Annotated in this window: 30 protein-coding genes and 1 pseudogene; 21 read left to right on the forward strand and 10 right to left on the reverse strand. The window is 61.9% G+C overall.

Features of this window, described 5'->3' with window-relative positions:
- Positions 1-434: 434 nt before the first annotated feature.
- Positions 435-1,205 (reverse strand): alpha/beta hydrolase, encoded by a 771-nt coding sequence (locus HV773_RS23025; protein ID WP_175196845.1) that lies wholly within the window; start codon positions 1,203-1,205, stop codon positions 435-437.
- A gap of 167 nt (positions 1,206-1,372) precedes the next feature.
- Here HV773_RS23025 and HV773_RS23030 point away from each other — a divergent pair, with 167 nt between their 5' ends.
- Positions 1,373-1,978, forward strand: coding sequence for a TetR/AcrR family transcriptional regulator (locus HV773_RS23030; protein ID WP_175196846.1), 606 nt, complete (start codon positions 1,373-1,375; stop codon positions 1,976-1,978).
- Between the two features lie 25 nt (positions 1,979-2,003).
- Here the strand turns inward: HV773_RS23030 and HV773_RS23035 are convergent, their stop codons facing one another.
- On the reverse strand, positions 2,004-2,300 hold the full coding sequence (locus HV773_RS23035) for a cupin domain-containing protein (protein WP_175196847.1): 297 nt from the start codon (positions 2,298-2,300) through the stop codon (positions 2,004-2,006).
- A 160-nt stretch (positions 2,301-2,460) separates the two neighbouring features.
- On the opposite strand from HV773_RS23035, the pseudogene HV773_RS23040 reads away from it, so the two are divergent.
- Positions 2,461-3,073: pseudogene (locus HV773_RS23040) on the forward strand (acetoacetate decarboxylase); the annotation flags it as partial.
- Between the two features lie 27 nt (positions 3,074-3,100).
- Here HV773_RS23040 and HV773_RS23045 read toward each other — a convergent pair.
- Positions 3,101-3,721: a TetR/AcrR family transcriptional regulator gene (locus HV773_RS23045; protein WP_175196848.1), complete on the reverse strand. Its 621-nt coding sequence runs from the start codon at positions 3,719-3,721 to the stop codon at positions 3,101-3,103.
- Between the two features lie 100 nt (positions 3,722-3,821).
- Here HV773_RS23045 and HV773_RS23050 point away from each other — a divergent pair, with 100 nt between their 5' ends.
- Positions 3,822-5,270 (forward strand): coniferyl aldehyde dehydrogenase, encoded by a 1,449-nt coding sequence (locus tag HV773_RS23050; RefSeq protein ID WP_175196849.1) that lies wholly within the window; start codon positions 3,822-3,824, stop codon positions 5,268-5,270.
- A 75-nt stretch (positions 5,271-5,345) separates the two neighbouring features.
- On the opposite strand, the gene HV773_RS23055 is transcribed toward HV773_RS23050, so the two are convergent.
- A complete protein-coding gene (locus tag HV773_RS23055; RefSeq protein ID WP_281365294.1) occupies positions 5,346-5,765 on the reverse strand; it encodes an EamA family transporter in 420 nt (139 codons plus the stop codon).
- A gap of 70 nt (positions 5,766-5,835) precedes the next feature.
- On the opposite strand from HV773_RS23055, the gene HV773_RS23060 reads away from it, so the two are divergent.
- Positions 5,836-6,165 (forward strand): hypothetical protein, encoded by a 330-nt coding sequence (locus HV773_RS23060; RefSeq protein WP_175196850.1) that lies wholly within the window; start codon positions 5,836-5,838, stop codon positions 6,163-6,165.
- A gap of 128 nt (positions 6,166-6,293) precedes the next feature.
- Here the strand turns inward: HV773_RS23060 and HV773_RS36940 are convergent, their stop codons facing one another.
- The gene (locus tag HV773_RS36940; RefSeq protein WP_246282368.1) at positions 6,294-6,671 is read right to left on the reverse strand and encodes a hypothetical protein; all 378 of its coding nucleotides are present in this window, start codon (positions 6,669-6,671) and stop codon (positions 6,294-6,296) included.
- Positions 6,672-6,888: 217 nt separating this feature from the next.
- Here HV773_RS36940 and HV773_RS23065 point away from each other — a divergent pair, with 217 nt between their 5' ends.
- The 3 genes from HV773_RS23065 (at position 6,889) to HV773_RS23075 (ending at position 8,347) form a co-directional block, all read left to right on the forward strand.
- The gene (locus tag HV773_RS23065; protein ID WP_175196851.1) at positions 6,889-7,422 is read left to right on the forward strand and encodes a YbaK/EbsC family protein; all 534 of its coding nucleotides are present in this window, start codon (positions 6,889-6,891) and stop codon (positions 7,420-7,422) included.
- 121 nt (positions 7,423-7,543) lie between these two features.
- Positions 7,544-7,840 (forward strand): DUF4148 domain-containing protein, encoded by a 297-nt coding sequence (locus tag HV773_RS23070; RefSeq protein WP_175196852.1) that lies wholly within the window; start codon positions 7,544-7,546, stop codon positions 7,838-7,840.
- A 174-nt stretch (positions 7,841-8,014) separates the two neighbouring features.
- Positions 8,015-8,347: a hypothetical protein gene (locus tag HV773_RS23075; protein WP_175196853.1), complete on the forward strand. Its 333-nt coding sequence runs from the start codon at positions 8,015-8,017 to the stop codon at positions 8,345-8,347.
- 83 nt (positions 8,348-8,430) lie between these two features.
- Here the strand turns inward: HV773_RS23075 and HV773_RS23080 are convergent, their stop codons facing one another.
- A complete protein-coding gene (locus HV773_RS23080) occupies positions 8,431-9,126 on the reverse strand; it encodes a GntR family transcriptional regulator (protein WP_175196854.1) in 696 nt (231 codons plus the stop codon).
- 307 nt (positions 9,127-9,433) lie between these two features.
- Between HV773_RS23080 and HV773_RS23085 the strand changes: the two genes are divergently transcribed.
- The 7 genes from HV773_RS23085 (at position 9,434) to HV773_RS23115 (ending at position 17,351) form a co-directional block, all read left to right on the forward strand.
- Entirely contained in the window at positions 9,434-10,198 is a 765-nt protein-coding gene (locus tag HV773_RS23085) for an HpcH/HpaI aldolase family protein (RefSeq protein ID WP_175196855.1), read from the forward strand.
- A gap of 28 nt (positions 10,199-10,226) precedes the next feature.
- Positions 10,227-11,387: a pyridoxal phosphate-dependent aminotransferase gene (locus HV773_RS23090; RefSeq protein ID WP_175196856.1), complete on the forward strand. Its 1,161-nt coding sequence runs from the start codon at positions 10,227-10,229 to the stop codon at positions 11,385-11,387.
- Positions 11,388-11,485: 98 nt separating this feature from the next.
- Positions 11,486-12,556: a porin gene (locus HV773_RS23095; RefSeq protein ID WP_246282369.1), complete on the forward strand. Its 1,071-nt coding sequence runs from the start codon at positions 11,486-11,488 to the stop codon at positions 12,554-12,556.
- Positions 12,557-12,602: 46 nt separating this feature from the next.
- Positions 12,603-13,742, forward strand: coding sequence for an aminotransferase class V-fold PLP-dependent enzyme (locus tag HV773_RS23100; protein ID WP_175196857.1), 1,140 nt, complete (start codon positions 12,603-12,605; stop codon positions 13,740-13,742).
- A gap of 37 nt (positions 13,743-13,779) precedes the next feature.
- Positions 13,780-15,183 carry an amino acid permease gene (locus HV773_RS23105; protein ID WP_175196858.1) on the forward strand — a complete coding sequence of 468 codons (1,404 nt, stop codon included), beginning with the start codon at positions 13,780-13,782 and terminating at the stop codon, positions 15,181-15,183.
- 15 nt (positions 15,184-15,198) lie between these two features.
- Positions 15,199-16,203 (forward strand): low-specificity L-threonine aldolase, encoded by a 1,005-nt coding sequence (ltaE, locus tag HV773_RS23110; protein WP_175196859.1) that lies wholly within the window; start codon positions 15,199-15,201, stop codon positions 16,201-16,203.
- 23 nt (positions 16,204-16,226) lie between these two features.
- Entirely contained in the window at positions 16,227-17,351 is a 1,125-nt protein-coding gene (locus HV773_RS23115) for a cupin domain-containing protein (RefSeq protein ID WP_246282370.1), read from the forward strand.
- Positions 17,352-17,358: 7 nt separating this feature from the next.
- Here HV773_RS23115 and HV773_RS23120 read toward each other — a convergent pair whose 3' ends face one another.
- Positions 17,359-18,252, reverse strand: coding sequence for a LysR substrate-binding domain-containing protein (locus HV773_RS23120; RefSeq protein WP_175196860.1), 894 nt, complete (start codon positions 18,250-18,252; stop codon positions 17,359-17,361).
- Between the two features lie 162 nt (positions 18,253-18,414).
- Between HV773_RS23120 and HV773_RS23125 the strand changes: the two genes are divergently transcribed.
- Genes HV773_RS23125 through HV773_RS23135 form a run of 3 tightly spaced genes read left to right on the forward strand, consistent with a single transcriptional unit; the run spans position 18,415 to position 20,155 of the window.
- The gene (locus HV773_RS23125; protein ID WP_175196861.1) at positions 18,415-18,957 is read left to right on the forward strand and encodes a sugar ABC transporter; all 543 of its coding nucleotides are present in this window, start codon (positions 18,415-18,417) and stop codon (positions 18,955-18,957) included.
- Between the two features lie 7 nt (positions 18,958-18,964).
- On the forward strand, positions 18,965-19,291 hold the full coding sequence (locus HV773_RS23130; RefSeq protein WP_175196862.1) for a hypothetical protein: 327 nt from the start codon (positions 18,965-18,967) through the stop codon (positions 19,289-19,291).
- Positions 19,292-19,309: 18 nt separating this feature from the next.
- A complete protein-coding gene (locus HV773_RS23135; protein ID WP_175196863.1) occupies positions 19,310-20,155 on the forward strand; it encodes an MBL fold metallo-hydrolase in 846 nt (281 codons plus the stop codon).
- 36 nt (positions 20,156-20,191) lie between these two features.
- Here HV773_RS23135 and HV773_RS23140 read toward each other — a convergent pair whose 3' ends face one another.
- Together HV773_RS23140 and HV773_RS23145 are read right to left on the reverse strand one after the other, a co-directional pair.
- Positions 20,192-20,548 carry a SpoIIAA family protein gene (locus HV773_RS23140; RefSeq protein WP_175196864.1) on the reverse strand — a complete coding sequence of 119 codons (357 nt, stop codon included), beginning with the start codon at positions 20,546-20,548 and terminating at the stop codon, positions 20,192-20,194.
- 95 nt (positions 20,549-20,643) lie between these two features.
- Complete coding sequence (locus tag HV773_RS23145; protein WP_175196865.1) at positions 20,644-20,967, reverse strand: DUF4148 domain-containing protein; 324 nt, start codon at positions 20,965-20,967, stop codon at positions 20,644-20,646.
- A gap of 233 nt (positions 20,968-21,200) precedes the next feature.
- Between HV773_RS23145 and HV773_RS23150 the strand changes: the two genes are divergently transcribed.
- The 3 genes from HV773_RS23150 to HV773_RS23160 are packed head-to-tail and all read left to right on the forward strand — an operon-like array spanning position 21,201 to position 23,623.
- A complete protein-coding gene (locus HV773_RS23150; protein WP_175196866.1) occupies positions 21,201-22,256 on the forward strand; it encodes an aromatic ring-hydroxylating oxygenase subunit alpha in 1,056 nt (351 codons plus the stop codon).
- Between the two features lie 18 nt (positions 22,257-22,274).
- Positions 22,275-22,445, forward strand: coding sequence for a rubredoxin (locus tag HV773_RS23155; protein ID WP_175196867.1), 171 nt, complete (start codon positions 22,275-22,277; stop codon positions 22,443-22,445).
- A complete protein-coding gene (locus HV773_RS23160; RefSeq protein WP_217481932.1) occupies positions 22,442-23,623 on the forward strand; it encodes an NAD(P)/FAD-dependent oxidoreductase in 1,182 nt (393 codons plus the stop codon). The genes HV773_RS23155 and HV773_RS23160 overlap by 4 nt, the downstream gene beginning before the upstream one ends.
- 166 nt (positions 23,624-23,789) lie before the next feature.
- Here the strand turns inward: HV773_RS23160 and HV773_RS23165 are convergent, their stop codons facing one another.
- On the reverse strand, positions 23,790-24,761 hold the full coding sequence (locus tag HV773_RS23165) for a LysR family transcriptional regulator (protein ID WP_175196868.1): 972 nt from the start codon (positions 24,759-24,761) through the stop codon (positions 23,790-23,792).
- 252 nt (positions 24,762-25,013) lie between these two features.
- Here HV773_RS23165 and modA point away from each other — a divergent pair, with 252 nt between their 5' ends.
- Positions 25,014-25,799 carry a molybdate ABC transporter substrate-binding protein gene (modA, locus tag HV773_RS23170; protein WP_175196869.1) on the forward strand — a complete coding sequence of 262 codons (786 nt, stop codon included), beginning with the start codon at positions 25,014-25,016 and terminating at the stop codon, positions 25,797-25,799.

The raw sequence follows: 25,799 nt of genomic DNA on the forward strand, positions 1-25,799 counted from the left end.
CCCGTTCAAGGGGGACGATGACGGCCGGATGATTCACTACTGGCTTGCCCAGCGTTCGCGCAACCAGTGATGTCAGCACTGCCTCGCTAGCTAGCGCCTCATGTGCCGCAGACGGTGCCGTCGCGAACTGCAGTGAGACGTCAAACCCGGTTTCGCGGTTTTGCCGGTCGATAGTCACGTGTACCGTGACGGCGGGAAGTGTGGCCCCCGCTCGTTCGGCAGCCATGTCGATGGACACGCAGATGCACGCAATAGGGTTCGCCCAGCCGCGTTGCCGTAATCATGAGGATTTTCCCGCTGAGAAGTATGAGTAGTTTCAGCGAGCGAGGCCTGGCGCGGACGACAAGCATTTATTCCGGTATGGCTTGTGACAGGCATCTCAAACCGAACCGCCTCGACCAATACCGTGGTCCGAGGCGGCAAGTCATGCTTCATCACTTTTTGTCCGACTGCGCTGCGGCTTGCTCGATCAGCTTCGCGACCTCGGCCGGGTGAGACATGTAGGCCACGTGGCTCGACTTGATCTCGACCGTCTTGCTGCCCGCGCGCTGGGTCATGAAGCGCTCCAGATCGGGATTGATCGCCCGGTCGGCCGTGGCCACGACAGCCCAGCTCGGCTTCGTCCTCCACGATGCGTGTGTGATCGGCGTGTCGAACGATTGGGCGGCGGGCGTAACTTGCGAGATAGCCATGAAGCCGGTTTCCGCAGCGGGCAGATCGGCGGCGAAATCTTGGTGGAAATTGGCTGGATCGATGTACAGGTGGCCGTCGGCAGTCGCCTTGATGGCTTGGGTCGCAGGCGGCATCTTTTTGGTCAACTGGAGCGGGGTTTCTCCCGTGTCGGGCTGGAACGCCGCCACGTAGACGAGACCCGCGACCTTGGCGTCGTTGCCGGCTTCGGTAACGACTGCGCCACCATAGCTGTGGCCGACGAGAATGCTCGGGCCGTCCTGCGCATCGATCACGCGGGTGGTGGCCTTCACGTCGTCTTCAAATGACGTTTCCGGCTCCTGCACGACCGCGACTTTGTAGCCATCGCGCGTGAGGATCTTCGAAACGGCCTGCCAGCCCGATCCGTCGGCAAAATAGCCGTGCACGAGCACGATGTTCTTGACCGGTGTGGCCATAGCGGCCTGTGAGCCAAGGGCGGCGGAGGAGAGCGCGACGGCAGCGGCGATGCGGGTTACATACGACGAGATGTTCATTTCATGCTCCAGAGTCCGGGGAAGGAAGGGGTCGACAGGAGCGTACCTGATCGATGTAGCCATCCTACTAGTAGGATGGCATACATGCAAGAAAATTTTCGAGGCTGGAAATTGGATCCCGTCTGACGTAAACTTTCTGAAATTCAACCGACTAGATGGTAGGTAGTATGACGGCGACTGGAGAACTTACGGCAAACAGGATCATTGCGGCGGCACGGCAGTTCATCATGCGTCGCGGCTATAGCGGATTCAGCTATGCGGACGTCTCGGAAGCGATCGATATTCGAAAGGCGAGCATTCACCATCACTTCCCCGTCAAGACCGATCTCGTGATTGCGGTGCTGGACGAGTGGCGGGAAGCATTGGACGCCGACATTGCGTCGCTTCAGGAGAGCGGCGCCGACGCCATTGCGCAATTGCGCGCCTACATTGGCCATTGGGAGCGCTGCATTGCGGACGACACGGCGCCGTTCTGCGTAGCGGGCATGCTTGGCGCCGAACTTCCCGCGTTGCCCGAGGAAGTGGCGCAGGCGGTGAAAGCGTTTTTCGATCACCTGACTTCGTGGCTCGAGCAGGTGCTCGAGTCGGGCGTGAAAAGCGGCCTCCTCAAGCTGGAGTCATCGGTTCAAACCGAGGCGGCAACGCTGGTGTCGCTGGTCTACGGCGCCATGCTCGCGGCGCGAGCGCGTGGCAACGTCGAGTTATTCGGGAATGTCACCGAGGGTGCGGTGCAGAGGCTGGTGAAGCCCCGCAAACGTACGCGATCCACATGAGGGGCGGGGCCATCGCCCGCGATATTCACGCGTCGATGATGACAAGGGTGCCGTGGCTTCCCGGCAGAACTCCATGTGCGGTGCCTGCGAGGGCAAGATACATCTGCCCGGCCTCCACGACGATGGTCTCGGGTCCGACCTGCAGACGAAGTTGGCCGTCGAGAACGAGCAGCCCTTCGTTGTAGTCGTGGGTTTCCTCGGCGTAAGGTTGGGCGTCCATGCGCAGAACCTTGACATTCGCCGGACCGACTTTTCCCACTACCGACGACTTCCATGCTTCGGCGCTCTGTTTAGCTACGGAGTTGAAATCGATAAGAGGCATGTGGATTCTCCATATGGATCGCCATTATCGTAGCTGTGTATTCTGGCCGCTCGTGCATCCGCTTTTCAAACGCTTGACCTTCAAGTTGGGTTGAATCTTAAAGTGCTGACGTGTCCTGGGCACTGCGCACCGGGTTAAACATCGAGAAAGGTCGGCGAAGATGGACGGACAGTACACACTGGTCGAATTTGGACCGCACGAGGTCGAAGTGCCCGAAGGCGGCTACTACGACCGTTTCCGGATGAACCCGAATCTGGACGAGGTGGCCCGGGATCCAGCGGCGGGAAACATCGACTATTTAAAAAGGATTCCAAAACAACTGGTTGCCTCGCGAGTCGGTCCCGCATGGGCGCCTAACTTCTACTATCGCACCAGCAATATCCAGGTGCTATTTTCTGGCCCCCTTGTCGCGGCTGCGGGCCATGTTGCCGACGCCGCTCGAACTGCTTCGGGCGTTCCCGGGCTTCAGGTTGGTGGCGCTGACTTTCTTTTCATACGCCGTTTGCGATAACGACCCTTACGACGGAGTCTCCATCTCCGTCGTGATCCGCCGGCCTGGTGCGCGCGGGTCCCACGCGCTGGAGTTGCTCGACGCCATGCGGCGCAGAAACTTCCACGCACATGTGCTGGCGCTTCCCGTCACCACCGAAATCGCGCGGGTGCGTGGCGTGTATGGCTATCAGTTACCCAAATGGCGCACGCAGATCGATGTGCGCATCGGTGCCGACGTGAGGGCTCACGTTGCCGGCCCGAGTGGCGCGCCAGACCTGAGCCGCTAAGCGGTTTCTGACGCGTGCCCTCTAGTCGACCGATATGTTCAGTAATCCTTCCTGTAGCGTGGCCAGCGCGTCTTCGACAGCGTGATCGCCTACTTTCTCCGGCACCAGCCGCCCATCGATCGCCAGCATCGTCAGGCCATGGAGATGAGCCCAGCATGCCGTCGCCTGGCCGAGCGCGGAGCGCGAACGAATCGTGCCCTCGCGCTGGCCGCGCTCAAGGACGTCGATCACCAGTTGAAAGGGCGCCTGGGTCCGCGGATCGAGATGGATATCGGAAGCCTCGCCCGCGTCCGTGTTGAACATCAGACGATAAAGATCCGGGTTCGCCGCGCCGAAGCCCATGTGGGCATAAGCGAGCGCCGTCAAGTGCGCGGGCGCATCGGCCGCCGGATCGAGTGCGGTGAGCAGCGCGTCGCGCAGACGATCGAACCCGATCAGCGCCAACTCGTGGAGCAGCGCGGTCTTGTCCGGGAAATGCCGATAGGGCGCGGAGTGGCTGACTTCCGCCCGCCGGGCAACCTCGCGCAGGGTGAACTGCCAGCCTTTCTGCTCCTGCAGCATGTCGAGGGCCGTTTCGATGATCGTGCGCCGCAAATCGCCGTGGTGATAGGGCTTTTGCTCCGTGTCCGCATCTGACGCCATGGGGATTATTCGAATGTTGACAGGAGACACATTTTGCCACTACTATCCTAAATCATAAAGTTGACAGTGTCTACATTTCGATAATCTCGAGAGGTGCAGGATGACCATTCCCGTAGAGCCCATTCAAGGCCTCGACGCGGCAGACCTGCTGGCGCGTCAACGCAGCGCGTTCCTGCGGGCGGGACCGCCGAGCCTCGAGCAGCGCAAAGCGCAACTGGCCCGGCTGCGCGCCGTGGTGCTCGCCAACCGGGAAACCGTGCAAGAGGCAATCAGCGCGGATTTCGGGCACCGCTCGCATCATGAGACGGACCTCATGGAACTGGCCGGCGTGATCCAGTCGATCGACTACCTGACGCGCAACCTGCGCCGGTTCATGAAGCCCGAGCGCCGCCACGTCGGGATCTTCTCCCGCTCCGGCCAGGCGTGGGTGGAACACCAGCCGAAGGGTGTGGTCGGGGTGATGGCGCCGTGGAACTATCCCTTCGCGCTGACCTTCATTCCTCTGGCTACCGCGCTTGCAGCCGGCAACCGCGTGATGCTCAAGCCCTCGGAATTGACGCCGCGCACGAGCGAGGTCATTCAGCGGATGCTCGCGGATACATTTCCGGCCGACGAGGTCGCCGTTGTACTCGGCGGACCGGAAACCGGCGCGGCCTTCAGCGGTTTGCCGTTCGATCATCTGTTGTTCACGGGCAGCACCCAGGTGGGCCGCAAAGTCATGAAGGCGGCGAGCGACAATCTGGTGCCCGTGACGCTCGAACTGGGCGGCAAGAGCCCGGTGATCGTCGCGCGCGGACACGTCAACGACCGGACCATGGGCAGCGTCGTGTTCGGCAAGCTGTCGAACGGCGGGCAGACCTGCGTGGCGCCCGACTATGCGCTGGTTCACGAGGACGACCTCGAAGCCTTCGTCGCGCAGTTCGATGCGATGGTGGCGCGCTCGTATCCCGAAGGGCCGACCGGGCGCGACTACACCTCGATCATCAGCGACAGGCATTACGCGCGCCTCGTGAGCCTCGTTGACGATGCGCGAAGCCGAGGTGCTCGCGTGGTCGAGGCGGGCGTGAATCCGCAGAGTGCACGCAATCGCGTGCGCACGCTTGCGCCGACGCTGGTCGTCGGGGCCACTGATGAAAGCGCGATCATGCAGGAGGAGATTTTCGGGCCGATCTTGCCGGTACGGACGTATCGCAACATCGACGAGGTTATCGATTATGTGAACGCGCGCCCGCGGCCGCTCGCGCTTTACTACTTCGGCAATCACGATTGCGAATGCGAGGCGCTGCTGGCGCGGACGACTTCGGGCAATACCGGTATCAACAACACGCTCATGCACGTGGCCCAGGACGATTTGCCTTTTGGCGGCATAGGGCCGAGCGGCATGGGAGCCTACCACGGCATTGAAGGCTTTCGCTCGATGAGCCACGCGAAAGGTGTTTTCGCTCAGGGGCGCTGGAACCTTCCCAGTTTGCTGCGGGCACCGTTCGGCAAATTCGCGGACTTTGCTTTGAAGGGTGTGCTGGGAGCGGGGCGGAAGTCGGCGGACTAGTGCGTTTGTACGAATGAGGAGCCGGCCGCTGCAGCCCCTTTGCTGATTTGCCGGCCGGCGATTTTTGCCGCGCGACTAACGCATTTGGCGCTTGTGTCTTGAACTATCCGAAAGCGTGAGCGAGATACCGATAAGGATAACGATAGAACTCAAAACAAGACGCGCACTCACGTGTTCATGCAGGAATAGAACTCCGCCGAGCGCTGCCACGGGCGGCACCAGTAGCTGGACGGCAGCCGCGCACATCGCCGTCAATCGTCGGATCGTCGAACACGAGACCACAAAGCCGATTGCCGACGTCAGTCTGCCAGACACCACCGCGAGAGTGATTCCGGTTACGCTTGCATGCGCGTGACCTTGCAGACCCAATCCGAGGACGATGCCAATCGGCGCTGCCCGTACGAAGTTTCCTGTGGTTGCGGATGATGGGCTTGTAATGCGCATGCCTCTCAAGGTATAGAGTGCCCAGGCGACGCCGGCCCCTGGTACGATCAACCAGAGGAGCCCGACAATGGCTAATACGTAGCCAGCTAGTGCAGCGCGATAGAAACGTTCGCCAGCAAGAATGGATGCAATAAATATCTACGACTGCGCCCTCAACCCCGAGCGTTGGCCGTCCACCTGCCGGACAACTGCGATCTCGGATGCGCTCGATATCCGGGCACTTCGATCGGAGATGCTGGAAAAGACGCTCGACGGGCTTTCTGCAGGAGTATTCCTTACGGCGCGCGATGGTCACGTCGTCTACATGAATGCCGCGGGCGAGCGACAGGTGAGGGCCGGCCATTCTATCCGCCTCGCCCATAATCGTCTGTCCGCAGTCGAGCCTGCGGCTCGCGCGGCACTTGCGAGGAGCATCGATGGCGCGACGCGCGCGGACGCCGTGGGGTGTTGAACCCATCGCCTGGATGCTTGGGTTACGGGTGAGGCGCGTCCGACATTGGCCATACAGCACCAATTGGCGGGATCGACGACCGTCGATCCGCGCGTTGAATATACGTTAATCTGGCTAGCCAGGGACGCCTAGGCCTTCAGCAGCTCTGCTGCGAAAGAATTTGCATGCGCTATGGCCTCTTGCGCGTTGAGGAATACACCGAGTTGCTCCCAGTGCTCTTCGACTGCATACGTGCCCTTGATGCCGAGTGCTCTTTGAACGCGCAATTGCGCTGCATACCTGCCATCCTCCAATGGTCGCGCTGTCGCAATAACCTTGTGTGGAGGGCCGGATCTTTCCGGCTGAACCAACTCTACAGGGCCGCCGGGTGCCCCGATATTGTTTAACTCGTTCCTTGCGTTACAGTCCGGGCAGTAGAAACACCACGCCTCGTCGTCACGACTGAGTCGAACCTGCCCACGAGCCAGCACGGCACGACATTCAACGTTTTCACAGATGAACGGCATCGCAGTCTCCGGAGTTGTCTGGAGGAAAGCCTAGCATGTCTGCGCGCGGTCGACTATCGGCGATGGTGCCGTGTCAGACGTTCAGGTAACGGAAGGCGTGTGCTAACCGTCCAGAAGGATAATATCCACGTGGACCTGCGAGTGGGGCAAGGGGCGAAAAGCGACGGACGCTTGCCCATGTGGCGGCTTTCAAACTAATGCGAATGGAAAGGTAAAAATGAGCGAGCAGTTGCGTAATCTGAACGTTGTTCCCGAATCGGAGTATGGCCAATATTTGCCGGGCCAAGTCGCTGCGGAATTGACCGGCAACGACATTACCGTTTTTCTCGTCGACAGCGATGCGTCCGACACGGACCAATTCAGCGAGCGTTACGGTTTCAGTCTCGAGGACTGCGCCAATACGATCGTCTTGCGTTACCGGAAGGATGGCGCGGATTACCATGCGGCTGTCGTAACGCTTGGATCCCGGCGGCTCGATATCAATGGGGCCGTCAAGGCCGAACTCGGGGCGCAGCGCTTGTCGTTTGCCAAACGTGAGGTTGCCATCGAGTTAACGGGCATGGAATTCGGCGGCATCACGGCTTTTGGCGCGCCGAAAGACTGGGTCGTGCTGGTCGATGAGGCGGTCATGCAGCGCGAGCAGGTCGTGATGGGAGCGGGCGTGCGCGCGGCCAAGCTGCTACTGTCGCCGGAGATCCTGAGCCGCTTGCCGAACGTGAATGTCGCGGCACTGGCTAGTGACGTTTCGTGAGTGTCCTCCGACGCAACCGGCGAGCAGAAGCACTAGAGTGGGAAGATAAGCGCGGAAGTCACGCGTGACCGACGGCATCGCAGCGCTTGCGTTGCACCAATCAAACGTGTGGAGATGCTCCATGGAAAACCTCCTGAGAAACCACTCGACGCTTGTTGCGCTGGCGTTCCTGCTGACTGGATGTGCCGCCGGCGGCGTGCCGCAAAGCGGACCCCATCTGAGCCCAACGGAGTGCCAGGAGCTGACCGCGCTAAAAAGCAACCCGTCTCCTACAAAGGAGCAACGCCGAGCCGAGCTTTCGGCTCTGAGGAAAGCGGGCTACGACCCGTCGCCATGGAACGACGACCCAAACTACCCAGCGGACCTGCACGAAGCGCAGCGCCTGATTGCCCAGTGGATGGAAACGGACTGCAAGTAGTGACAACCCGGGTAAGCAGCCCCGGAATCGGACCAAGGTCCGATACCCAATGAACGGGGCGGCATGTAGGCTAAAACCTCCCGCCAGGAAACTGACACACGGACACCCATCATGATGAGCTTACGGAGTAGTCGGCAATTGCGCGGAAAGAAAGGTGTCGTCGCGAGACGCCTCATGCTCGCTGCCGTATGCGCCGGCCTGCTGCCTCTGGCTGGATGTCCGTATTACTACGCGCCGCCTCCCGGCACCGTAATCATGCAGCCAGCGAGTTTCGACCGGTCCTTTGCCGCCGCCGCGGGCGCGATGCGTGACGAGGGCGTCGCGATCACGGTTCAGGACCCCGGCACCGGCGCGATAGCCGGAACCGCCGCCGGCGGCACGGTCACTGCGAACGTGCGCCAGCAAGCCGATGGCAGCGTGATGGTGCAATTCAATTCCGGCAATGCACAAGATCCATCGCTGCTTGGGCGGATTAACCGTAGTTACGACCGGCGCATGGGGCGCTAGGTCCAGGCGCTAGGTCCGGGCGCTTCCGCGCAGCAATTACAGGTCCGTGGGCACCGGGCAACGCGTGCGTGCGCCCCGCTCGATCACGGATCCTGGCCCTCCACCGACACGAAATAACGTTGCTCGGCATTGAGAATGAATTCGAGCATGGCGGCTCTCACACGCTTCGAGTCGCGTTCGAGGAAGCCTTCCAGCAATTCACGCATGCCTGCCAGGGCAATCTTCTGCGTCGACGGGTCGGTCAGCGTGAGCGACCTGACTTGCTGCGCGTGGTCCGTAAAACGCCGGATCGTGTCCTGTAGCCGACTGTTCTGTACGGCCGAGAGCCAAACATCGCGAAACTCCACATTGGCTGCCATCAGCGCAGCGCCGTCCTGCTTTTCACAGCTTCGAACGGCCTTCTGGTAGGCGCGCTTTAACGCAGCGTCCTGTATGTCCGTCAGCACGGCGGTTGCGCCTGCTGCGGCGCTCGGCTCGAGCAGCCTGCGGACTTCAAAAATTTCATGGACGTCGTTGTTCGTCAGCCTGGGGATGACGAACCCGCGCGTGGTGCCGACCAGAAAGCCCTCGTTGACGAGGCGCACGAGCGCCTGACGAACAGGCATGCGCGTGCAGCCGAATTCGTCAGCGATTTCGTAATCGAGAATGCGATCGTTCGGCCCAACGTCCCCGCGCTGCATCCGGGCGCGGACTTCCTGATAGATGGTCTCGGTCAGCGTCGTTTGCGTGAGCGCGGTTCTGACCGGCGCTTTGGGAATCTTTGCAACCCCTCTGGTCATGGCTGTCGTTCCGTAAACTGAATTCTGAATTTGCTACTCATTCTCGTCTTCTGGGGCGCGAACTGTCAAGACAGCGATGAGGCCGCTGCTCCTGCCGGCCTATCGGTGGAAACCCGTCTCGATAGAAACCCCAAATTCCACGCAGAAAAAGGCTTTGATGCGAGCTGTCGAGAATTTTTGGAGGCAGTTCGTTGACACCAAAATATATCCACAGTAATGTTCCCGCTATCCCAGAAACTGAATTCAGTTTTTGAAAGACCGGGCCCCTCGGGCTCGGTGATAGATACCAGTAACGAGGCGTGAGTCCATGCTTTTTCGCTCGCTGAAGCCACTGCTGGCCGGTGAACGGCCCCTTCATCTGATATGGCTGGCGCTGGGCAGTGCTCCGATCGTGGAGTTCGCCGCCCAGGCAAATCCGGACGCGCTTGTCCTCGATCTCCAGCACGGCTTGTGGGAGCGCACTACGCTTGAAGCAGCCATTGGCGTGGTGGGTAGGCAGGTGCCGGTCATTGCCCGCTGCGCGGAGAACTCGCACCGTGCTATTTCACAGGCGCTCGACGCAGGCGCGGCTTCGGTGCTGGTGCCGCTCATTGAAACGGCGGACGACGCGCGCAGGGCCATATCGGCAGGACGATATCCGCCGCTGGGGAAGCGTTCCGCCGGCGGCGTGCGACCGCTGAGAGCTGGGCTCGAGGCAATGCTTGCCGCCGACGGCGAAGTGGCGATTGGTCTGATGATTGAAACGGCCGAGGGCGTGGAAAACGTCGAGGCCATCGCCGCGACGCCGGGCGTCGACTATCTGTTTATCGGAACCGGCGACCTTGCCATGTCGCGTGGCACCGTCGATAGCCAGGTGATCGACCGCGACTGCGAGCGCGTTGTGCGCGCTGCCTCGGAAAACGGTTTGCCGTGCGGCATCTTCACCGGCACCGCGCGCGCCGTACGCCAGGCATTCGAACGCGGATGCCGGATGGCCGTGAGCGCCAACGACATCGACGTGGTGAAGGACGGCTTTCTCGATGCGCGAGACGATGCGCGCCGTACGATGCAAGGCACGAGCTTTTCATTTTGATCGGACTCCAAAGGAACGCGAGGGCGCGATGGATATCACGAGACGAGCAATCGCAGCGATGCCGGATTCGCCGATCATCGATGTCTGGCGTCTGGGGATCGGCCGCAATGACGTCATTGGCTTATGGGCGGGAGAGAGCGACCTGCCGACGCCGCAACCGTTTTGCGATGCCGCGAGTCGCGCGCTGGCGGCGGGGCACACGTTCTACTCGCCCAATCGCGGCATTGCCGAGTTGCGCGATGCGATTCGCGCGTACTACGCGCGGCTGTGCGGCATCGCTATCGAAGACGAGCGCATTTCCGTCACTTGCGGCGGCATGAATGCGGTCACGCTGGTGGCGCAAGCGATCATCGAGCCGGGCGACAACGTTGTGTGCGTGACGCCGTCGTGGCCCAACATTCTGCGCGCCGTCACGATTGCTGGCGGCGAGGTGCGCAGCGTGCCGCTCGGTTACGGCGACGACGGATGGCATCTCGACGTGCAGCAACTCATCGACGCTTGCGATGCGCGCACCAAGGCCATTTACTACGCCTCGCCGGGCAACCCGACAGGCTGGACGATGGAAGCCGGCCAGCAGCGGCAATTGCTCGAATTCGCGCGTTCGCGCGGCATTGCGATTCTCGCGGACGAGGTGTATCAGCGCATCGTCTATGACCGGCCCTATGCGCCTTCGCTGCTGGAAATCGCCTCGGCGGACGATCCGGTCTTCGTGATCAACAGCTTTTCCAAGGCGTGGCTCATGACCGGCTGGCGCATGGGTTGGCTCGTGTATCCGCGCGCGATGCTCGGCACGTTCGAGAAGCTAGTCCAGTTCAACACCAGCGGTGGCCAGTCCTTCCTGCAGGCAGGGGCGGCCGCGGCCCTCAATGAAGGCGAGGCGGTTGTCGAAGCGTTCGTGGCGCGCTGCCGCGGCGGCCGGCAGATCGCGCTCGATCGTCTGCGCGCGATCGACGGGCTGCATGTGGTTCCGGCCAACGCGTCGTTCTATCTCATGTTCAGTATCGACGGCGTTACCGACACGCTCGAATTCTGCAAACGCGCGGTGCATGAGGCCGGTGTGGGACTCGCGCCAGGCAGCGCGTTCGGCGAGGAGTCGGCGCATCAGATCCGCCTGTGCTATGCGCGCAGCGACGCCAGCCTGACCGAAGCGATGGATCGGCTCGAAACGCTATTGCACAAGCGACGCTGAGCGGACGGTTTCAGCCTGGATTTCGTAGTACCCACTCCGGAGATTATCGGAGATAACGGAGAGCAATTCTCTACCCCAAGAGGAGACAAAGCAAAATCATGCAACGCAAATTTCACGCCGCGATAGCCATGCTGGGAATCGGCCTGACGGGCAGCGCTTTTGCGCAAAGCTCGGTCACCCTGTACGGCATTGTCGATCAGAGCATTCGCTTCACCAATAATTCGAACGCGGCCAATGACAACCAAGTACAACTGACTAACGGCGCGATCACGAATAGCCGCTGGGGCTTGAAAGGGGACGAGGACCTGGGCGGAGGCATGAAGGCGGTGTTCCGGCTCGAAAGCGGTTTCGATCCGCAGACCGGCCAGCTCAACCAGGGCGGGCGTCTGTTTGGCCGCTACGCTTACGTAGGTCTGGAGAGCCACTACGGCACCCTCACGTTCGGCCGCCAGGGGACCGAGGCCTTCAACTTCTTCGGCGACTTCGATCCGCTGACCGTCGGCAACTATACGGCGAACTCATGGCCGTTCTTCATGACGGTAGGCCGCATCGACAGCGCCGCAACCTACACCGGACAGTTCGGCGGGCTCCATCTCGGCGCAACTTATGGGTTTGGCCAGCAGCCCGGCAGCCTGAGCAAGAACTCGTCGTGGAGCGTGCGCGCTTCGTATGACCTCGGACCGGCGAGCTTTGGCGGCACGTATCAGGAAACGCGCGATCTCAGCAACAACATCCAGCGCATGTGGGGTCTGGGCGTGAAGTATGCGGCCGGTCCGGCGACGCTGTTCGCCGGGTACTTGGGCGGGCAGGACGGCACGGGTACGGTCGACGAGGCGCTCAACGACCCGAGCCGCACGGTGATCACCGGCTCGTCGTCGGCCAATCAGCGTCGCGACATGACGCTTTATACGGGCGCGACTTATCAGGCCACCCCGGCGCTCGCGCTCACGGGTGCGTTCTACTACGACGACATGCACAACCTCAACGGTTACGCGGCCAACAACGGCGAACGTTATGCCGGCGTGCTGCTGGCCGAGTATTCGCTGTCGAAGGCCACGCAGGTCTACGGCACTGTCGACTACAACCACGTTTCGGGCGGCGCGTATACGGAGCTGCCGGGCAAGAACAACCAGACCGGCGTCGCGGTGGGCATCCGCCATATGTTCTGACGCGCAGCGCGTCACGCCGCTGGTCACACTGAAAGGAACCCAATCCATGAATCATCCCGCCGATACCGATCGCTCTGGGTGGCTGCTTTATCACTCGGTCGGCATGTTTCCCGGGCAGGAAGACGCGGTACGCGCCGCGCTCGACACGTTCGCATCGAGCTGGTGCCGCCCGGACCTGCAACGCTGGGACTACGGTCTCGCCGCCCGTCGGCAGGTGCTCGATCAATGGGCCACGCTGGTCAATGCGCCGGCTCACGCCGTTTTTGCATCGGAGAACGTCACCGATGCGTTTGCGCGCTTCGTCGGCGCGCTCGGTCGCAAGCGTCTGGCCGGACGCCGCGTGTTGATCGCCGCGGATTGTTTCCCGAGCCTGCACTACATGCTGCGCGGGCTCGAACCCGTGCTGGGCTTCACGCTCGATACGGTGCCACTCGCACCGGGCGCGGCCTACATGACCGACGACGAATTCATCGCCCATTGGCAGGATGACGTGGCGCTGGCCGTCATCACCTGGGTCACGTCGACTGCGTCGAAGCGTGCGGACGTCAACCGCCTTGCTGCGCACGGTCGCGCGCAAGGGAGCCTGATTGCGGTCGACATCACGCAGGGCGCCGGCATTCTCGATTTCGACGTCATGCAACCGGCCGTCGATTTTGTCGCGACGACCACGCTCAAATGGCTGTGCGGCGCACCGGGCACCGGGCTCGCGTACCTCGATCCGAAGCTGATCGACAGCGATATGGCGCCGCTCGTGCAAGGCTGGTTCAGCCAGCCCGACCCCTTCAACTGGGATCTCTCACGCTTTTCGCTGGCGCCCGATGCGCGGCGTTTCGACGGCGGCACGCCCTCGTTCCTGCCGTTCGTCGCGTCGGGCCCCGGCCTCGCGTGGCGGCTCTCGCCCGACGCGATCGGCATGCGTGAGCACAACCTCGCGCTGTCGCACCGGTTGATCGCGCTGGCCGACGCCAAGGGTTACGCCGTGCGATCGCCGCGCGACGATGCGCAGCGCGGCGGCAGTGTGATGGCGGATCTGCCGGCACACGTCGACCCGCACGAACTGGAGGCCATGCTGGCGAAGCACGGCGTTCTTGTGGATACACGGGGCAGCACCGTGCGCATGTCACCGGGCACGCTGACGACGCATGCCGTGCTCGACACATTGTCGGCGCTGCTCCCGCAAGCCTGATCTGCTTGCGAAATACATTCGACAAGGAAATAACGACATGGAAGAGACAAACATTACCGCGCGAGAGAAGGGCTTGCACAAAGCCCTGACGCAGCGGCAAATCTCGATGATCGGCATCGGCGGGGCCATTGGTACGGGCCTTTTCATGGGCAGCGGCATCGCAATCGGTTACGCGGGCCCAGGCGTGCTGATCAGCTACGCAATCGCTGCGCTGATCGCCGTGATCATGGTGTTCAGCCTCGCGGAGATGGCCGTTGCGCATCCGACCGCGGGCTCGTTCGGCACTTACGCGGAGATGTATTTGAGCCGCTGGGCCGGTTTTGTCGTGCGTTACACGTACTGGGTCATCGAAGTGGTCGCCGTGGGCGGCGAGGCCATCGCAGTGGGTCTTTATATGGGCTTCTGGTTTCCGGGCATTCCCGTGTGGCTGTGGTCCATCGCGTTCGGTATCGCGCTGATCTACGTGAACTGCCGGTCGGTGAGCAACTTCGGTTCGTTCGAATACTGGTTTGCGCTGATCAAGGTGGTGGCGATCCTCGGCTTCATCGTTGTGGGCCTCGCGCATGTGTTCGGCATTGGCACGGGGTCGCCCGGCGTTGGCCTGCACAATCTGACCGGTTTGCCGGGTGGATTCATGCCCCATGGTTTCGGCGGCGTATGGATGGGCGTGCTCATGGCGATCTTCTCGTTCTATGGCGTGGAAATCGTGGCCGTGACCTCGGGCGAGGCAAAAGATCCGACGCGCGCGATTCCCCATGCGTTGCGCTCGATGGTCCTGCGCCTCACGCTCTTCTACATTCTCGCGCTCGGCATCATGGTGGCTTACCTCCCGTGGACGGAAGCCGGTGCGAAGGTGGTGCAGCAAAGCCCGTTCGTGAAGCTCTTCGCGCACGCAGGCATTGCTCACGCGGCGGGGCTGATGAACTTCGTGGTGATCACGGCGGCGCTCTCGAGCATGAACACCAACATCTACCTGTCTTCGCGCACGTTGTTCTCGCTCGCTCGCGGCGGCTATGCACCGCGCTGGATCGGCGCGCTGACTGCGAACGGTACGCCGCTCGTCGCCACGCTGATTTCGGGCGCCGGCGTGTTGGCCGCCGCTGCGGTGTCGTTCTTCAGCCCGCTCGCGTACAACTATCTGTTCGGGATTGCCTTGTTCGGCGGCATCTTCGTGTGGATCGTGATTCTGGCCACGCACCTGCGCTTTCGCCGTGCATGGAAAGGCCGCAAGCTGCCGGTGCGCATGCCGCTGTTCCCGATCGCGCAGATCACCGGTATTGCATTGTTGAGCGCGATCCTGATCACGATGGGGCTGGATACCGAGTTCTGGAATATCTCGTGGATCGTCGGCGTGCCGTGGCTGATCGGCGTTTCCATCGTGTACTTCATCTACCGTAAGCGGCTCGCGCAATCGGTGGTCGCTAACGGCGCCAGCGCCTGATCCGGGGGACGACACATGATCGATCTGCGCAGTGATACCGTGACCCGTCCGCGTAAGGGCATGCTGGCCGCCATGGCAGCAGCACAAGTGGGCGACGATGTTTGGGGCGACGACCCTACGGTGCTTCGCCTGCAAGCGACTGTTGCCGAGCGCACGGGCAAGGAGGCGGGGCTGTTCCTTCCGACCGGCACGCAGAGCAATCTGGCCGCGTTGATGGCGCATTGCGGACGCGGCGACGAATATATCGTTGGCCAGGCCGCGCACGCGTACCGGGACGAGGGTGGCGGCGCGGCCGTGCTGGGGAGCATCCAGCCGCAGCCCATCGAAAACGCAGCCGATGGCTCGCTGCCGCTCGACAAGATCGCGGCCGCCATCAAGCCGGTCGACATCCACTACGCGCGCACGCGCCTGCTCGCGCTGGAAAACACCACAGGAGGAAAGGTGCTGCCCGCGGGTTATGTCGCCGAGGCCACGCAGCTTGCGCGTGAGCGCGGGCTAGCAACGCATCTCGACGGCGCGCGTGTCTGCAATGCGGCGGTCGCTTCGAAATTGTCGCTAGCGGCGCTGTGCGCCCCGTTCGATTCGGTATCGATGTGCTTTTCGAAGGGGCTCGGTGCACCTGTGGGTTCGGTGCTGGTCGGCAGCAAGGCCGTGATCGAGGCGGCGCGCCGCTGGCGCAAGATGTTGGGGGGCGGCATGCGGCAGTCGGGCGTGCTCGCGGCAGCGTGTCTTTACGCGCTCGAACACAACTTCGAACGCCTAGCCGAAGACCACGACAATGCGGCCTGCCTTGCCGAAGGGCTCGCGCAGATCGATCAGGTGAAGGTCCTGTCGCACGCCACCAATATGGTGTTTGCACAATTTCCGCAGCAGCATTGCGCACCGCTCGAAGCGTGGCTCCGGGAACGCGGGATACTCACGCAGGTGTTATACGGGTCCCGTTTCGTCACGCATCTGGACGTTTCACGCGCGGACATTGGCGTGTTCGTTAATGCGGTCAAGCAATATTTCGCGCGCTGATTTCAATTCCCCGGAGCATTGTCATGAACAAAACTGACGATCTTTCTTCGCCACAGCAGCCCATTTCCGGCATTCGTACTTGCCAGGTACTGATGGCATGCGAAGAATTGAACCCAACGCTTGAATTCCTCAAAAGCACGCTTGGGCTGCGGATCGACGCGATCTTTCCGGCCGATAACCCTTCAACCGCGATGCTCTCCGGACATGGCCTGTCGATTCGGCTTGGCGTAGGCCTTGCCAACGGTGTCAAAGAGTTGCGAGTGCTTTGCGACGATCCTGACCAACTGGCGTCCGGCACGCGAGAACTGCTTGCGCCGAACGGGGTGCGCATTCGCCTGGAAGCGAGCGATCCGCCAATGCGCCAGCCTGAGACGGTTCAGGCATTCGCGCTGTCGAATCTGGATGAAGAGGCGCATTGGAATGTCGGGCGGGCCGGGCTTCGCTATCGCGATTTGCTGCCGGCAAGGCACGGTGGCGCATTTATCGCATCGCACATTCGCATTCTCGACGGGGGACCGGTTCCCGACTACACGCACTTTCACAAGGTTCGGTTCCAGACGATTTTTTGCAGGAAGGGCTGGGTGCGCGTGGTCTATGAGGGGCAGGGCGAACCATTTGAAATGCACGCCGGGGACTGCGTGCTACAGCCGCCGACTATTCGGCATCGCGTGCTTGCAAGCTCGGCCGGGGCGGAAGTCGTCGAACTCAGCAGTCCGGCTGAGCACATCACCGTCGTCGACCATGAAATGGTGCTGCCGACCCCGGCGACTCATCCTGTGCGGGACTTCAATGGCCAGCGCTTCGTGCGTCACGTGGCGGCGTCGGCCAAGTGGGCGCCGTGGCGCATTGCCGGATTCGAGGCGGCGGATACGGGGATTGGTGCGGCTACCGAAGGCGTTGCTGGGGTTCGCGTCGTACGGCCTGCCGGAGAGGCGAGTCACCGCGCGCAGACGCATAACACGGAATTGTGCTTTTTCTATGTGCTTTCAGGTGGGCTCGATATCGTCGTGGAAGGCGACCGTTATACGCTCGCATCCGATGCAAGCGTAACCATCCCCGGTAATGCGCGGTATGCATTCGAGCACTATTCGGATGATCTCCAACTGCTCGAAATTACGTTGCCGGACCAATTTTTGATCGGCAATTGATGCTGTTTTAAGGCGCCACGCCTCGGGCTTCGTCAAGAACCCATGTCGCAAACGCCTGCAGTGGCCTCGCACTCGCTTCAATTGATTCAGGAAGGACGAGGCAGAAGTTTTTGGCAACTCCCTTACCGTCGGGCCAGGGCGCGACTAAACGGCCTTGTTCGAGCTCTGTTCCGACGTAAAGACGCGGCACCAGCGCAACCCCCAAGCCCGCTAGCGCAGCCTCTATCAGCATGGAATGGAGGTCGTAGCGGGCGCCAACCGCTGAATTTGTTAGCGCGATGCCGGACTCCTGAGCATAAAGCTGCCAGGCGTCCGGATTTTGTCGCCTGTGCAGGCGTGGCAGATCATCCAGCGACACATCGGCACCGGCGTCTCCGAGCAGCGCCGGACTGCAGACGGGCACCAGCACTTCCTCCAGCAGGCGATGTCGATGCATGCCGGCCCACGCCGGGTGCTCAAAATGAATGGCCGCGTCGAAACCGCTGCCCGCAAGAATGAACGGCTCCATGCGCTCGGCGATATGCACGGTGATGTTCGGATGCTTGTTCTGAAATCGCTTTAGCCGGGGGATCAGCCAACGGGTGGCGAAGGTCGGAATGGCGGCGATATCGATGCTTGCGCCTTCAACGGGTTGCCCCATCAGATATAGGCTGTCGCGTTCCAGCCGTTCGAGAATTTCGCGAACCTGCACGGCGTATCGCGTGCCGTTGGGTGCGAGCCGAACCCGATTTCCCACCCGCTCGAATAGCGCAACACCCAAAAACGCCTCCAGCCGGCCAATCTGTCGACTGACCGCGCCTTCGGTCAACGCCAACTCCTCGGCGGCACGGGCGAAGCTTGCGTGCCGAGCCGCCGCCTCGAACGCCAGCAGTGCGGAATTGCTTGGAATCTTGCGTCGCATTTGAATCTCGCCGTTTAGATGTGCTCGACGCCAGATTGAGTAAATGTCACTGAAGCGTGACTTTATTTCGTTATGTGCGCCGTGAACGCGAGATTAGCATTACATTACCGCAATGAATATCCCTTCGCAGGCGGATGCCCATCCGTCGCGAGGCACAAACCGATGATCTACACCGTGGAATGCAGCTTCGCCGATCCCAACAGCGAAGCCGAATGGAATGACTTCTACAGCCTTGAAAAGCTGCCCGCCCTTATCTCGGTCACCGGCTTTCACACGTCGCAGCGCTTCAGGGCGATCAGTGACGGATGCCCCGTCTACCTCGCCATTCACACGATTGACGGTCTCGATGTCCTGACTGGAGACGAATATCGCCAGAAAGGCGGCGGCAATTTCGCAAGATGGCAGCAGCACATCACCGACTGGCACCGGAATCTCTACAGCGATATCGGTCTGGCGCCCGCGGTCAGTGCCGACGAACTTCTCGTGCTTTGTACAAGCGGCCCCGATCCGCTGATCCAGATGGGCCTCGAACCGTTGGTCATGCAAGCGGTTGCGCTGGAGAAGTTTCCGGCACATCGCTGGCTCGCAAAACTGCCTCGGAGAAACGCTCAGCGCGTCGCGAACCTTGAAGGCCTTTATTTTTACGCGCCGATAACGGAACAACTGGCAAGCGCGCGCGGCGTTTCAACTGAGCAGGAAAAATAGGTCTGCGATGCCAAACGTGACTTTCTATATTCATGCGGGGCACATGCCGCCTGATGAGCGCCTTGCCGAGCTTTCCGGCGATTGCGTCGAGCTTTGTACGAGTGTGCTTGAAGCGGAACTCAAAAACGTGCACGTCATCTATGTGGATGTTCGGCACGGGCATGGGCATCCCGTTTTCGTGGAAGTCCTATATCGTCTCGCGGCGTCTCGTACGTCCGCGGTAATCGACCAGTTCATGGAAGCGCTGGAGAACGCAATCGTTCGCCGCACGGGGCTCATGGCGCGGATTCGTTGTTTTGGCTACGCCGCGCCGAACATTCACGCCCGCAATTAACAGGTCTGAAGAACCATGGTGTCCACCCTTACCTTTCCGGGTCAGCAAGTCGGTGATTTCACGATTACCGCAATCAGCGATGGTTACCTCAACGCCAGCCTCGACTTTCTTTCGAATATCGACACGGTTGACGCCTCCAGAATGCAGCGTGATGCAGGGCAGAAGGAGCCCACTGCTGTGCATATCAACTGCTACGTCGTGCGCGCAGCGGGCCGCACCATTCTCATCGACGGTGGAGCGGGAGGCATCAAGCAGTGGGGCGGCCACCTGAAGCGCAATTTGTTGCTGGCGGGTATTGAACCCCCAACGATCGACACTATCCTGCTCACGCACGCCCATCCCGACCATGTCGGAGGGCTGGTGAATGCCGCCGGAGAAGTGGCTTTTCCGAATGCTGAGCTAGTGGTTCATCAGCAAGAGGTGAAGTTTTGGCTGGACGATGGCAATCTGACTCGCGCCAGCGAACGGGCGCGCGGAAACTTTCTGATCGCGCGCCAGGTGTTCGAGTGCTACAGAGACAAGCTTCGTACTATCGGTGATGGGGAAGTGCTTCCCGGTATAAGCGCGGTGCTGTTGCCAGGACACACGGACGGCCACACCGGATATCTCCTTGAATCAAGCGATCAGGGCGTGCTTGTCTGGGGGGATATTGTTCACTTTCCTCACATCCAGATTAAACGGCCGGACGTATCGATCGCATTCGATCAAGACCCGTCACTCGCGGCCACCACACGATCGCGGCTTCTGGACAGGGTCAGCTCGGACGGGCTCTTGATCGCTGGCATGCATTTGGGGGAGTTGGGTTTCGCTCGAATCAAGCGAACCAAGGGCGAATACGGTCTGCATTACGAGACCGATGCATGAAACCACGCACGCGGCGATGCTGTGACCACCGGCTTATCAGGCGTTGATCCAGGCTCGCGCCTGTTCCAGTTCGTTGACGTGGAAGGCCTTGATTTCGGCCTTGGTAAAGAACCGCGCCAAATGCATCGAGGCGTGAATCCAGCCGGCGTCGGCCACCACGGCGGCGCGCGTGATCCTGCGGGCGAGGGGAATGCCGAGCGTCATGTCGGTCCATAGCGCCTTTGGTTCGATGCCGCTGAAATGCTCGATGCGTTCGAGCACACGGGTCTTGCCATTCAGTTCGATATCGCCGCGCATGCGCTCGATGGCGTCGCGCAATTCGTGGTCGGTGATTTTGCCTTCGACGGATATTTCGACGACCGGGGAATCGGGGGTGCTGTGGTAGAGGATCATGGCGGGACTCCTGGCTTGGGAGGCGTTACATGCTCAAGCGCGGATGCACCTGGCGTTCGATAACGCTCTCATGGTACCCCTTTCCCATGCGGAGCTCAGCCGGGTTGAATATGCGGGCACTCTGTCTGGAACCAATAGTCGACCAGGCGCTGTGCCGCTTGCAGATCATCCGGATAGTACGGGTCGTCATACCACGGTGATGGGTCGTAGCCCGCTTTTCTCAGTGCGTTGAGTTCGCTTTGGTGTTGCGCCATCGTAGGCGGCGCGTTGCTCTTCAGCGATGCAAGGTCGCGGCACTCCGTTGGACTGAGGTGCGGGCCGGTATAGGGCGGCGGCATGCCGCTGTAGACACAACCGGCGAGTAGCAGCACTGGAGCGGCAAGTATGGAACATGTTCCTGGCAGATGCGGCTTTCTCATGGCGCGTGTCCTTTGCTTTGATCGCACTGGCGCGGGGCGCTGGCGGGTGGGGGCGTCTTTTCATAAATTGTAGACGCACCGCTGACTGAACGGCCCATGCTGATCGATACATGGACTACATGATCAATGAGGGATGGGAAGAGCGCTCGCATCTGAATATCGTTGTGCACATGGCGGTGCCGAATGAACTTTGCGCACCGCTGTGACCAACGCCTACGCATCAGGAGACGCGAATGACTCAACCCCAGGTTGCCGTTCTGACCCGCGCCGGAAAGCCGGCCATGCCCCGCAACTGCACTTTCGACGCCCGCGATTGGGAGATTCTGAGCCGCTACTGGCATCCCGTCGCGTTTGCAGGCGAGGTTCGCGACAAGCCGCTGGCCGTTACGCTGCTCGACGAACCGCTCGTGGTATTCCGGTCAGGAGACCGAATTGTGGCGGCGCGCGATGTCTGCCCGCATCGCGGCGCGCCGTTGAGCCGCGGCTGGGTGCACAACGGCAACCTTGTGTGTCCGTATCACGGCCTCGAATACGCGGCCAACGGCAAGTGCAATTACATTCCTTCGCAGCCCGAAGGCCTGATTCCCGAACGTCTGTGCCTGACCACCTATGCAGCGCAGGAAGCCTATGGGCTCGTCTGGGTGTCGCTTGGCGGCGGCGAACTGCCCTTGCCCGACTTCCCCGCGTGGAATACGGATGGCTATCAGCAGATCCTTCCGCCTTCGATCGACATCCGTGCGTCGGCGGGCAGACAGACCGAGGGTTTCATCGACGTCGCGCACTTCGCGTGGATTCATCACGACAGCTTCGCTGACCGCCGCAATCCCGTCGTGCCGCAATACTCGGTCGAGCGCCGCCCCAATGGCTTGCGCGCCGAGTATGTGAGCACGGTGAGCAACTTCCCGAAATCGATGCAGCAGCGCGCGCCGGAGGGCTTCCTGTGGCGGCGCATCTTCGAAGTTGACGTCCCGTTCTTCGCTCGGCTCACCGTGCATTTTCCCGAGAGCGGACGGCTGGCGATCCTCAACGCGGCAAGCCCGGTGTCCGCGCGGCACACGCGCCTGTTCGTGCCGATTGCGCGCAACTTCGATCACGACCTGCCGCTCGACGACGTCTATGCGTTCAATCGTCAGGTGTTCGAAGAAGATCGCGCCATCGTCGAGCTGCAGTGTCCCGAGGATCTGCCGATCGACCGCTCGCAGGAGGCGCCGATACTCGCGGACCGTTCGTCGGGTGCCTACCGGCGCTCGCTCGCGGAGATCGGGCTCGGCCAGTCGTACGTGCGCTAATGGGGCGGAGGAATCGCGATGAAGATCTGGGAATGCGTGATTTGCGGGTTTCGTTACGATGAGGCTCAAGGGTTGCCCGGCGAGGGCATTGCGCCTGGTACGCGCTGGGAGGACGTGCCGGACGACTGGCTGTGTCCCGACTGTGCGACCGGCAAGCACGACTTCGACATGCAGGTGGTGACGGCATGACTCAAACCGCACTCAACGTCATGCGGACCGATCCCGTGGTAATCGTCGGATCGGGCCTCGCCGGCTATACGGTGGCGCGCGAACTGCGCAAGCTCGACCCCGAAACGCCGCTGGTGATCGTCAGCCGCGACGATGGCCGCTTCTACTCGAAGCCTGCGCTTTCGAACGCGCTGGCGCTGAAGAAGAAGCCGCACGAGCTCGCGAGCTTCGACGCGCCGGCCATGGCCGCGCAACTGGGCGCGCGCGTCTGGACGCATCGGCATGTCGAGCGGATCGTGCCCGGCGAGCACGCGATCGTTGTAGACGGGCAGCCGCTGCGCTACCGCGCACTGGTGCTTGCCACCGGCGCCGACCCTCGGCAAGCGCCCATCCAGGGTGATGGCGCGGGCGACGTGCTGTCGATCAACGACCTTGGCGATTACGCGCGCTTTCGCGAGGCGCTGGCGTCGTGCCATTCTGTGGCCATACTCGGCGCGGGCCTGATCGGCTGCGAGTTTGCCAACGACCTGATCGCAGCGGGTCACGCCGTGTGTCTGATCGATCCGGCCCACGCGCCGCTCGCGCGGTTGCTGCCGCAAGAGGCCGGCGCCGCGTTTGCTCGCGCGCTGCACGGCGCAGGCGTGGAGGTGCGTCTCGGCCGCGCGGTCGAATGGGTCTCGCGTTGCCAGCCGGGCTACCGGCTGACGCTCGACGACGGCACGGTGATCGACGCCGATTTAGTTGTGTCCGCAATCGGTCTCGTGCCGAGAACGGCGCTCGCACGCGCGGCGGGGTTGCAGATCGAAGGCGGCATCAGCACGGATGCCTGGTGCCGCACGAGCGCACCGGATGTCTACGCGCTCGGCGACTGCGCGGCGATCGAGGGCCGCGTGCAGCCGTATGTGCTGCCCATCATGCATGCGTCGCGCGCGCTGGCTCGCACGCTCTGCGGGACGCCTACGCGGGTGGAGTTTCCGGTGATGCCGGTCGTCGTCAAGACGCCGGCGGTGCCGGCCGTGGTGGTTACGCCTGCCGCGCCCGATGGCCGCTGGACGATTGACGCGGCCGGGCAGGACGCACCGCATACGTTGCGCGCGATCTGCGAAGACAGCGAGACGAAGCGCATGACGGGCTTTGCGCTGCTGGGCGCCGCGACGACCGAGAAGGCTGCGTTCCTGAAGCAAATGGCGGCGGGATAGCCGCAGGCACGGCTCAACTCAACCGGACACCGTTATGGCGTGTCCGGCAACAGGCAGCTTCGCTGACCGACCCCTGTTGTGCGCCAACGTCCATGGCCGGCTTCCTGTCCCCCGGTCATCGGGCGTTGGACGCTTTCACACCGCGAGCCTCGCTCGCGGTGCTTTTTCACTTGCGGCTGCGCACCACCGCTTCCCGACCGGTCAGCCCCTTCGCGACACCGGCCACAAGTTTGCGCAGCCAGATCGCCGCCGCGCTGCGATGCGTGCGGTCGTGCCAAAGCTGGTAATACGTGAGTGCTTGAGGTGCGCCGGGCAGCGGCTCCATTCGGAGCGGCAACAGATCGCAGTAATGCGCCGCGAGCGCCCGCGTGGTCGTGAACAGCAAGTTCGAACGCATCAGCACATAGGGGGCCATGCCGAAGTAAGGCAGCGTGGTCGTCACGTTCCTCGAAAGCCCGTTGCGCGCCAGTTCTACATCGATGGTGCCGAGCCCGGTAACGTTGTGCGTGGTGACCGCCAGGTGCTCCGCTTCCTGGTAGTTGGCGTGGCTCAGATTGCCGGGCTTGATGGGATGCTGCGCGCGCAGCAGGCAAACGAGATCGTCGTTGCACAGCGGCTGCAGATGCAGATGCTCTGCCGGCGTGCGCCAGTTGCCGATCACGAGATCGAGCGTGCCGCTTTCGAGGCCGTGCTCGTAGCCGCCGTCCACCCTCATCAGATGCTGGAATTCGATGCGCGCGCGCGGCGCCTCGTTATGAAACGCATCGACGACGGCTGGCAGGAAGAACACGTCCAGGTAGTCGGGCGATCCGATCTGGAAGGTCCGGCGCGTCGTGGCCGGATTGAAAGCGGTCGTGGGGTGCAGCACGGCGGCGATGCCCGCGAGCGCCTGCGCGGCCGGCTCGATCAGCGTGAGCGCGTGGCTGGTGGGCACCATGTGGCTGCCGCTGCGCACCAGGAGTGGATCGCCCGTCATGGTGCGCAGCTTGCGCAGCGCGACGCTGATCGCGGGCTGCGACTGGCCGAGCAGCGCCGCCGTGCGCGAAACGCTTGCTTCGGTGATGAGGGTGTGGAGAACCTTGAGCAGCCAGGAGTCGATGGCTTCCCGTGACATATGAACCGCCGTCTTTTGTTGCATTGTGGCTTGCTATATACGATCAGATATAACGATGCGTCAACTCTGGAAAACGGCTTGTGTCCGTGTGAGCGCCTTGCGGTGCCGGGTTCATAACACGGTGAACATCCCGACTATGTATGGCCAGCCATGCCGGACCGAATCGATGACGGCTGCAAATGCCGTATGACCGGTATGGCAGCACGCACCCGTAATATCCAGTGTAATATCTCGCGGTCGTTCAATTACATTTCTTTCAGCGAGGCCAGACAGACCATGCGCAATCCCTTCCGTCGTCCCCTGAAGCAGGCGTTGACCGCCATCGGCGTCGCCATGCTCGCCGTCAGCGTCAACGCGTGCGCCGACGAACTCATTGTGTCCGCCGCGGCGAGCCTGACCAATGCGTTCAAGGCCATGGGCGCAGCGTACGAGCAGCAGCATCCGGGCACCAAAGTCCTGCTGAATTTCGGCGCGTCCGATGTTCTGATGCAGCAGATCGTGAAGGGCGCTCCCGCGGATGTCTACGCCTCGGCAGACCAGAAGGCGATGGACAAGGCCGTTTCTGAGAAGGTGGTGGATGCTGCCACGCGCCGCGATTTCGCCGCCAACGCGCTCGTGCTGATCGTGCCGAAGGATAGTCCGTTCATGCCGGCGTCGCTGGCCGAACTGGCGCAACCGGGCGTGAAGCGCGTGGCGTATTGCGATCCGGCGTCGGTGCCGATCGGACGCTACGCGAAAGGCGCGCTCGAAGCGGCAGGCCAATGGGACGCGGTCAACGCAAAAAGCGTGCTGGCCGGCGACGTGCGCCAGAGTCTCGACTACGTGGCGCGCGGCGAGGTCGATGCGGGCTTCGTGTTCGCAACCGATGCCGCGATCATGCCCGACCGCGTGAAAGTCGCGATGACGGTGCCCACGCAAACTCCCGTGACGTATCCGCTCGCGCTGGTCGAAGGGAGTCGCCACGCCGCCGACGCGAAGGGTTTCATCGCGTACGTGCTCTCACCGGAGGGGCAGGCCGTGCTCGCGAAGTATGGCTTCAAGCCGGCCGGCACGGCGCATTGA

It is taken from the genome of Paraburkholderia caffeinitolerans, from assembly GCF_902859945.1.
GTDB classification, from domain to species: domain Bacteria; phylum Pseudomonadota; class Gammaproteobacteria; order Burkholderiales; family Burkholderiaceae; genus Paraburkholderia; species Paraburkholderia caffeinitolerans.

Coding starts and splice junctions, on each gene's coding strand:
- HV773_RS23025 (WP_175196845.1), bottom strand. CDS start 1,205: ATGAACATCTCGTCGTATGTAACCCGCATCGCCGCTGCCGTCGCGCTC.
- HV773_RS23030 (WP_175196846.1), top strand. CDS start 1,373: ATGACGGCGACTGGAGAACTTACGGCAAACAGGATCATTGCGGCGGCA.
- HV773_RS23035 (WP_175196847.1), bottom strand. CDS start 2,300: ATGCCTCTTATCGATTTCAACTCCGTAGCTAAACAGAGCGCCGAAGCA.
- HV773_RS23045 (WP_175196848.1), bottom strand. CDS start 3,721: ATGGCGTCAGATGCGGACACGGAGCAAAAGCCCTATCACCACGGCGAT.
- HV773_RS23050 (WP_175196849.1), top strand. CDS start 3,822: ATGACCATTCCCGTAGAGCCCATTCAAGGCCTCGACGCGGCAGACCTG.
- HV773_RS23060 (WP_175196850.1), top strand. CDS start 5,836: ATGGATGCAATAAATATCTACGACTGCGCCCTCAACCCCGAGCGTTGG.
- HV773_RS36940 (WP_246282368.1), bottom strand. CDS start 6,671: ATGCCGTTCATCTGTGAAAACGTTGAATGTCGTGCCGTGCTGGCTCGT.
- HV773_RS23065 (WP_175196851.1), top strand. CDS start 6,889: ATGAGCGAGCAGTTGCGTAATCTGAACGTTGTTCCCGAATCGGAGTAT.
- HV773_RS23070 (WP_175196852.1), top strand. CDS start 7,544: ATGGAAAACCTCCTGAGAAACCACTCGACGCTTGTTGCGCTGGCGTTC.
- HV773_RS23075 (WP_175196853.1), top strand. CDS start 8,015: ATGCTCGCTGCCGTATGCGCCGGCCTGCTGCCTCTGGCTGGATGTCCG.
- HV773_RS23080 (WP_175196854.1), bottom strand. CDS start 9,126: ATGACCAGAGGGGTTGCAAAGATTCCCAAAGCGCCGGTCAGAACCGCG.
- HV773_RS23085 (WP_175196855.1), top strand. CDS start 9,434: ATGCTTTTTCGCTCGCTGAAGCCACTGCTGGCCGGTGAACGGCCCCTT.
- HV773_RS23090 (WP_175196856.1), top strand. CDS start 10,227: ATGGATATCACGAGACGAGCAATCGCAGCGATGCCGGATTCGCCGATC.
- HV773_RS23095 (WP_246282369.1), top strand. CDS start 11,486: ATGCAACGCAAATTTCACGCCGCGATAGCCATGCTGGGAATCGGCCTG.
- HV773_RS23100 (WP_175196857.1), top strand. CDS start 12,603: ATGAATCATCCCGCCGATACCGATCGCTCTGGGTGGCTGCTTTATCAC.
- HV773_RS23105 (WP_175196858.1), top strand. CDS start 13,780: ATGGAAGAGACAAACATTACCGCGCGAGAGAAGGGCTTGCACAAAGCC.
- ltaE (WP_175196859.1), top strand. CDS start 15,199: ATGATCGATCTGCGCAGTGATACCGTGACCCGTCCGCGTAAGGGCATG.
- HV773_RS23115 (WP_246282370.1), top strand. CDS start 16,227: ATGAACAAAACTGACGATCTTTCTTCGCCACAGCAGCCCATTTCCGGC.
- HV773_RS23120 (WP_175196860.1), bottom strand. CDS start 18,252: ATGCGACGCAAGATTCCAAGCAATTCCGCACTGCTGGCGTTCGAGGCG.
- HV773_RS23125 (WP_175196861.1), top strand. CDS start 18,415: ATGATCTACACCGTGGAATGCAGCTTCGCCGATCCCAACAGCGAAGCC.
- HV773_RS23130 (WP_175196862.1), top strand. CDS start 18,965: ATGCCAAACGTGACTTTCTATATTCATGCGGGGCACATGCCGCCTGAT.
- HV773_RS23140 (WP_175196864.1), bottom strand. CDS start 20,548: ATGATCCTCTACCACAGCACCCCCGATTCCCCGGTCGTCGAAATATCC.
- HV773_RS23145 (WP_175196865.1), bottom strand. CDS start 20,967: ATGAGAAAGCCGCATCTGCCAGGAACATGTTCCATACTTGCCGCTCCA.
- HV773_RS23150 (WP_175196866.1), top strand. CDS start 21,201: ATGACTCAACCCCAGGTTGCCGTTCTGACCCGCGCCGGAAAGCCGGCC.
- HV773_RS23155 (WP_175196867.1), top strand. CDS start 22,275: ATGAAGATCTGGGAATGCGTGATTTGCGGGTTTCGTTACGATGAGGCT.
- HV773_RS23160 (WP_217481932.1), top strand. CDS start 22,442: ATGACTCAAACCGCACTCAACGTCATGCGGACCGATCCCGTGGTAATC.
- HV773_RS23165 (WP_175196868.1), bottom strand. CDS start 24,761: ATGCAACAAAAGACGGCGGTTCATATGTCACGGGAAGCCATCGACTCC.
- modA (WP_175196869.1), top strand. CDS start 25,014: ATGCGCAATCCCTTCCGTCGTCCCCTGAAGCAGGCGTTGACCGCCATC.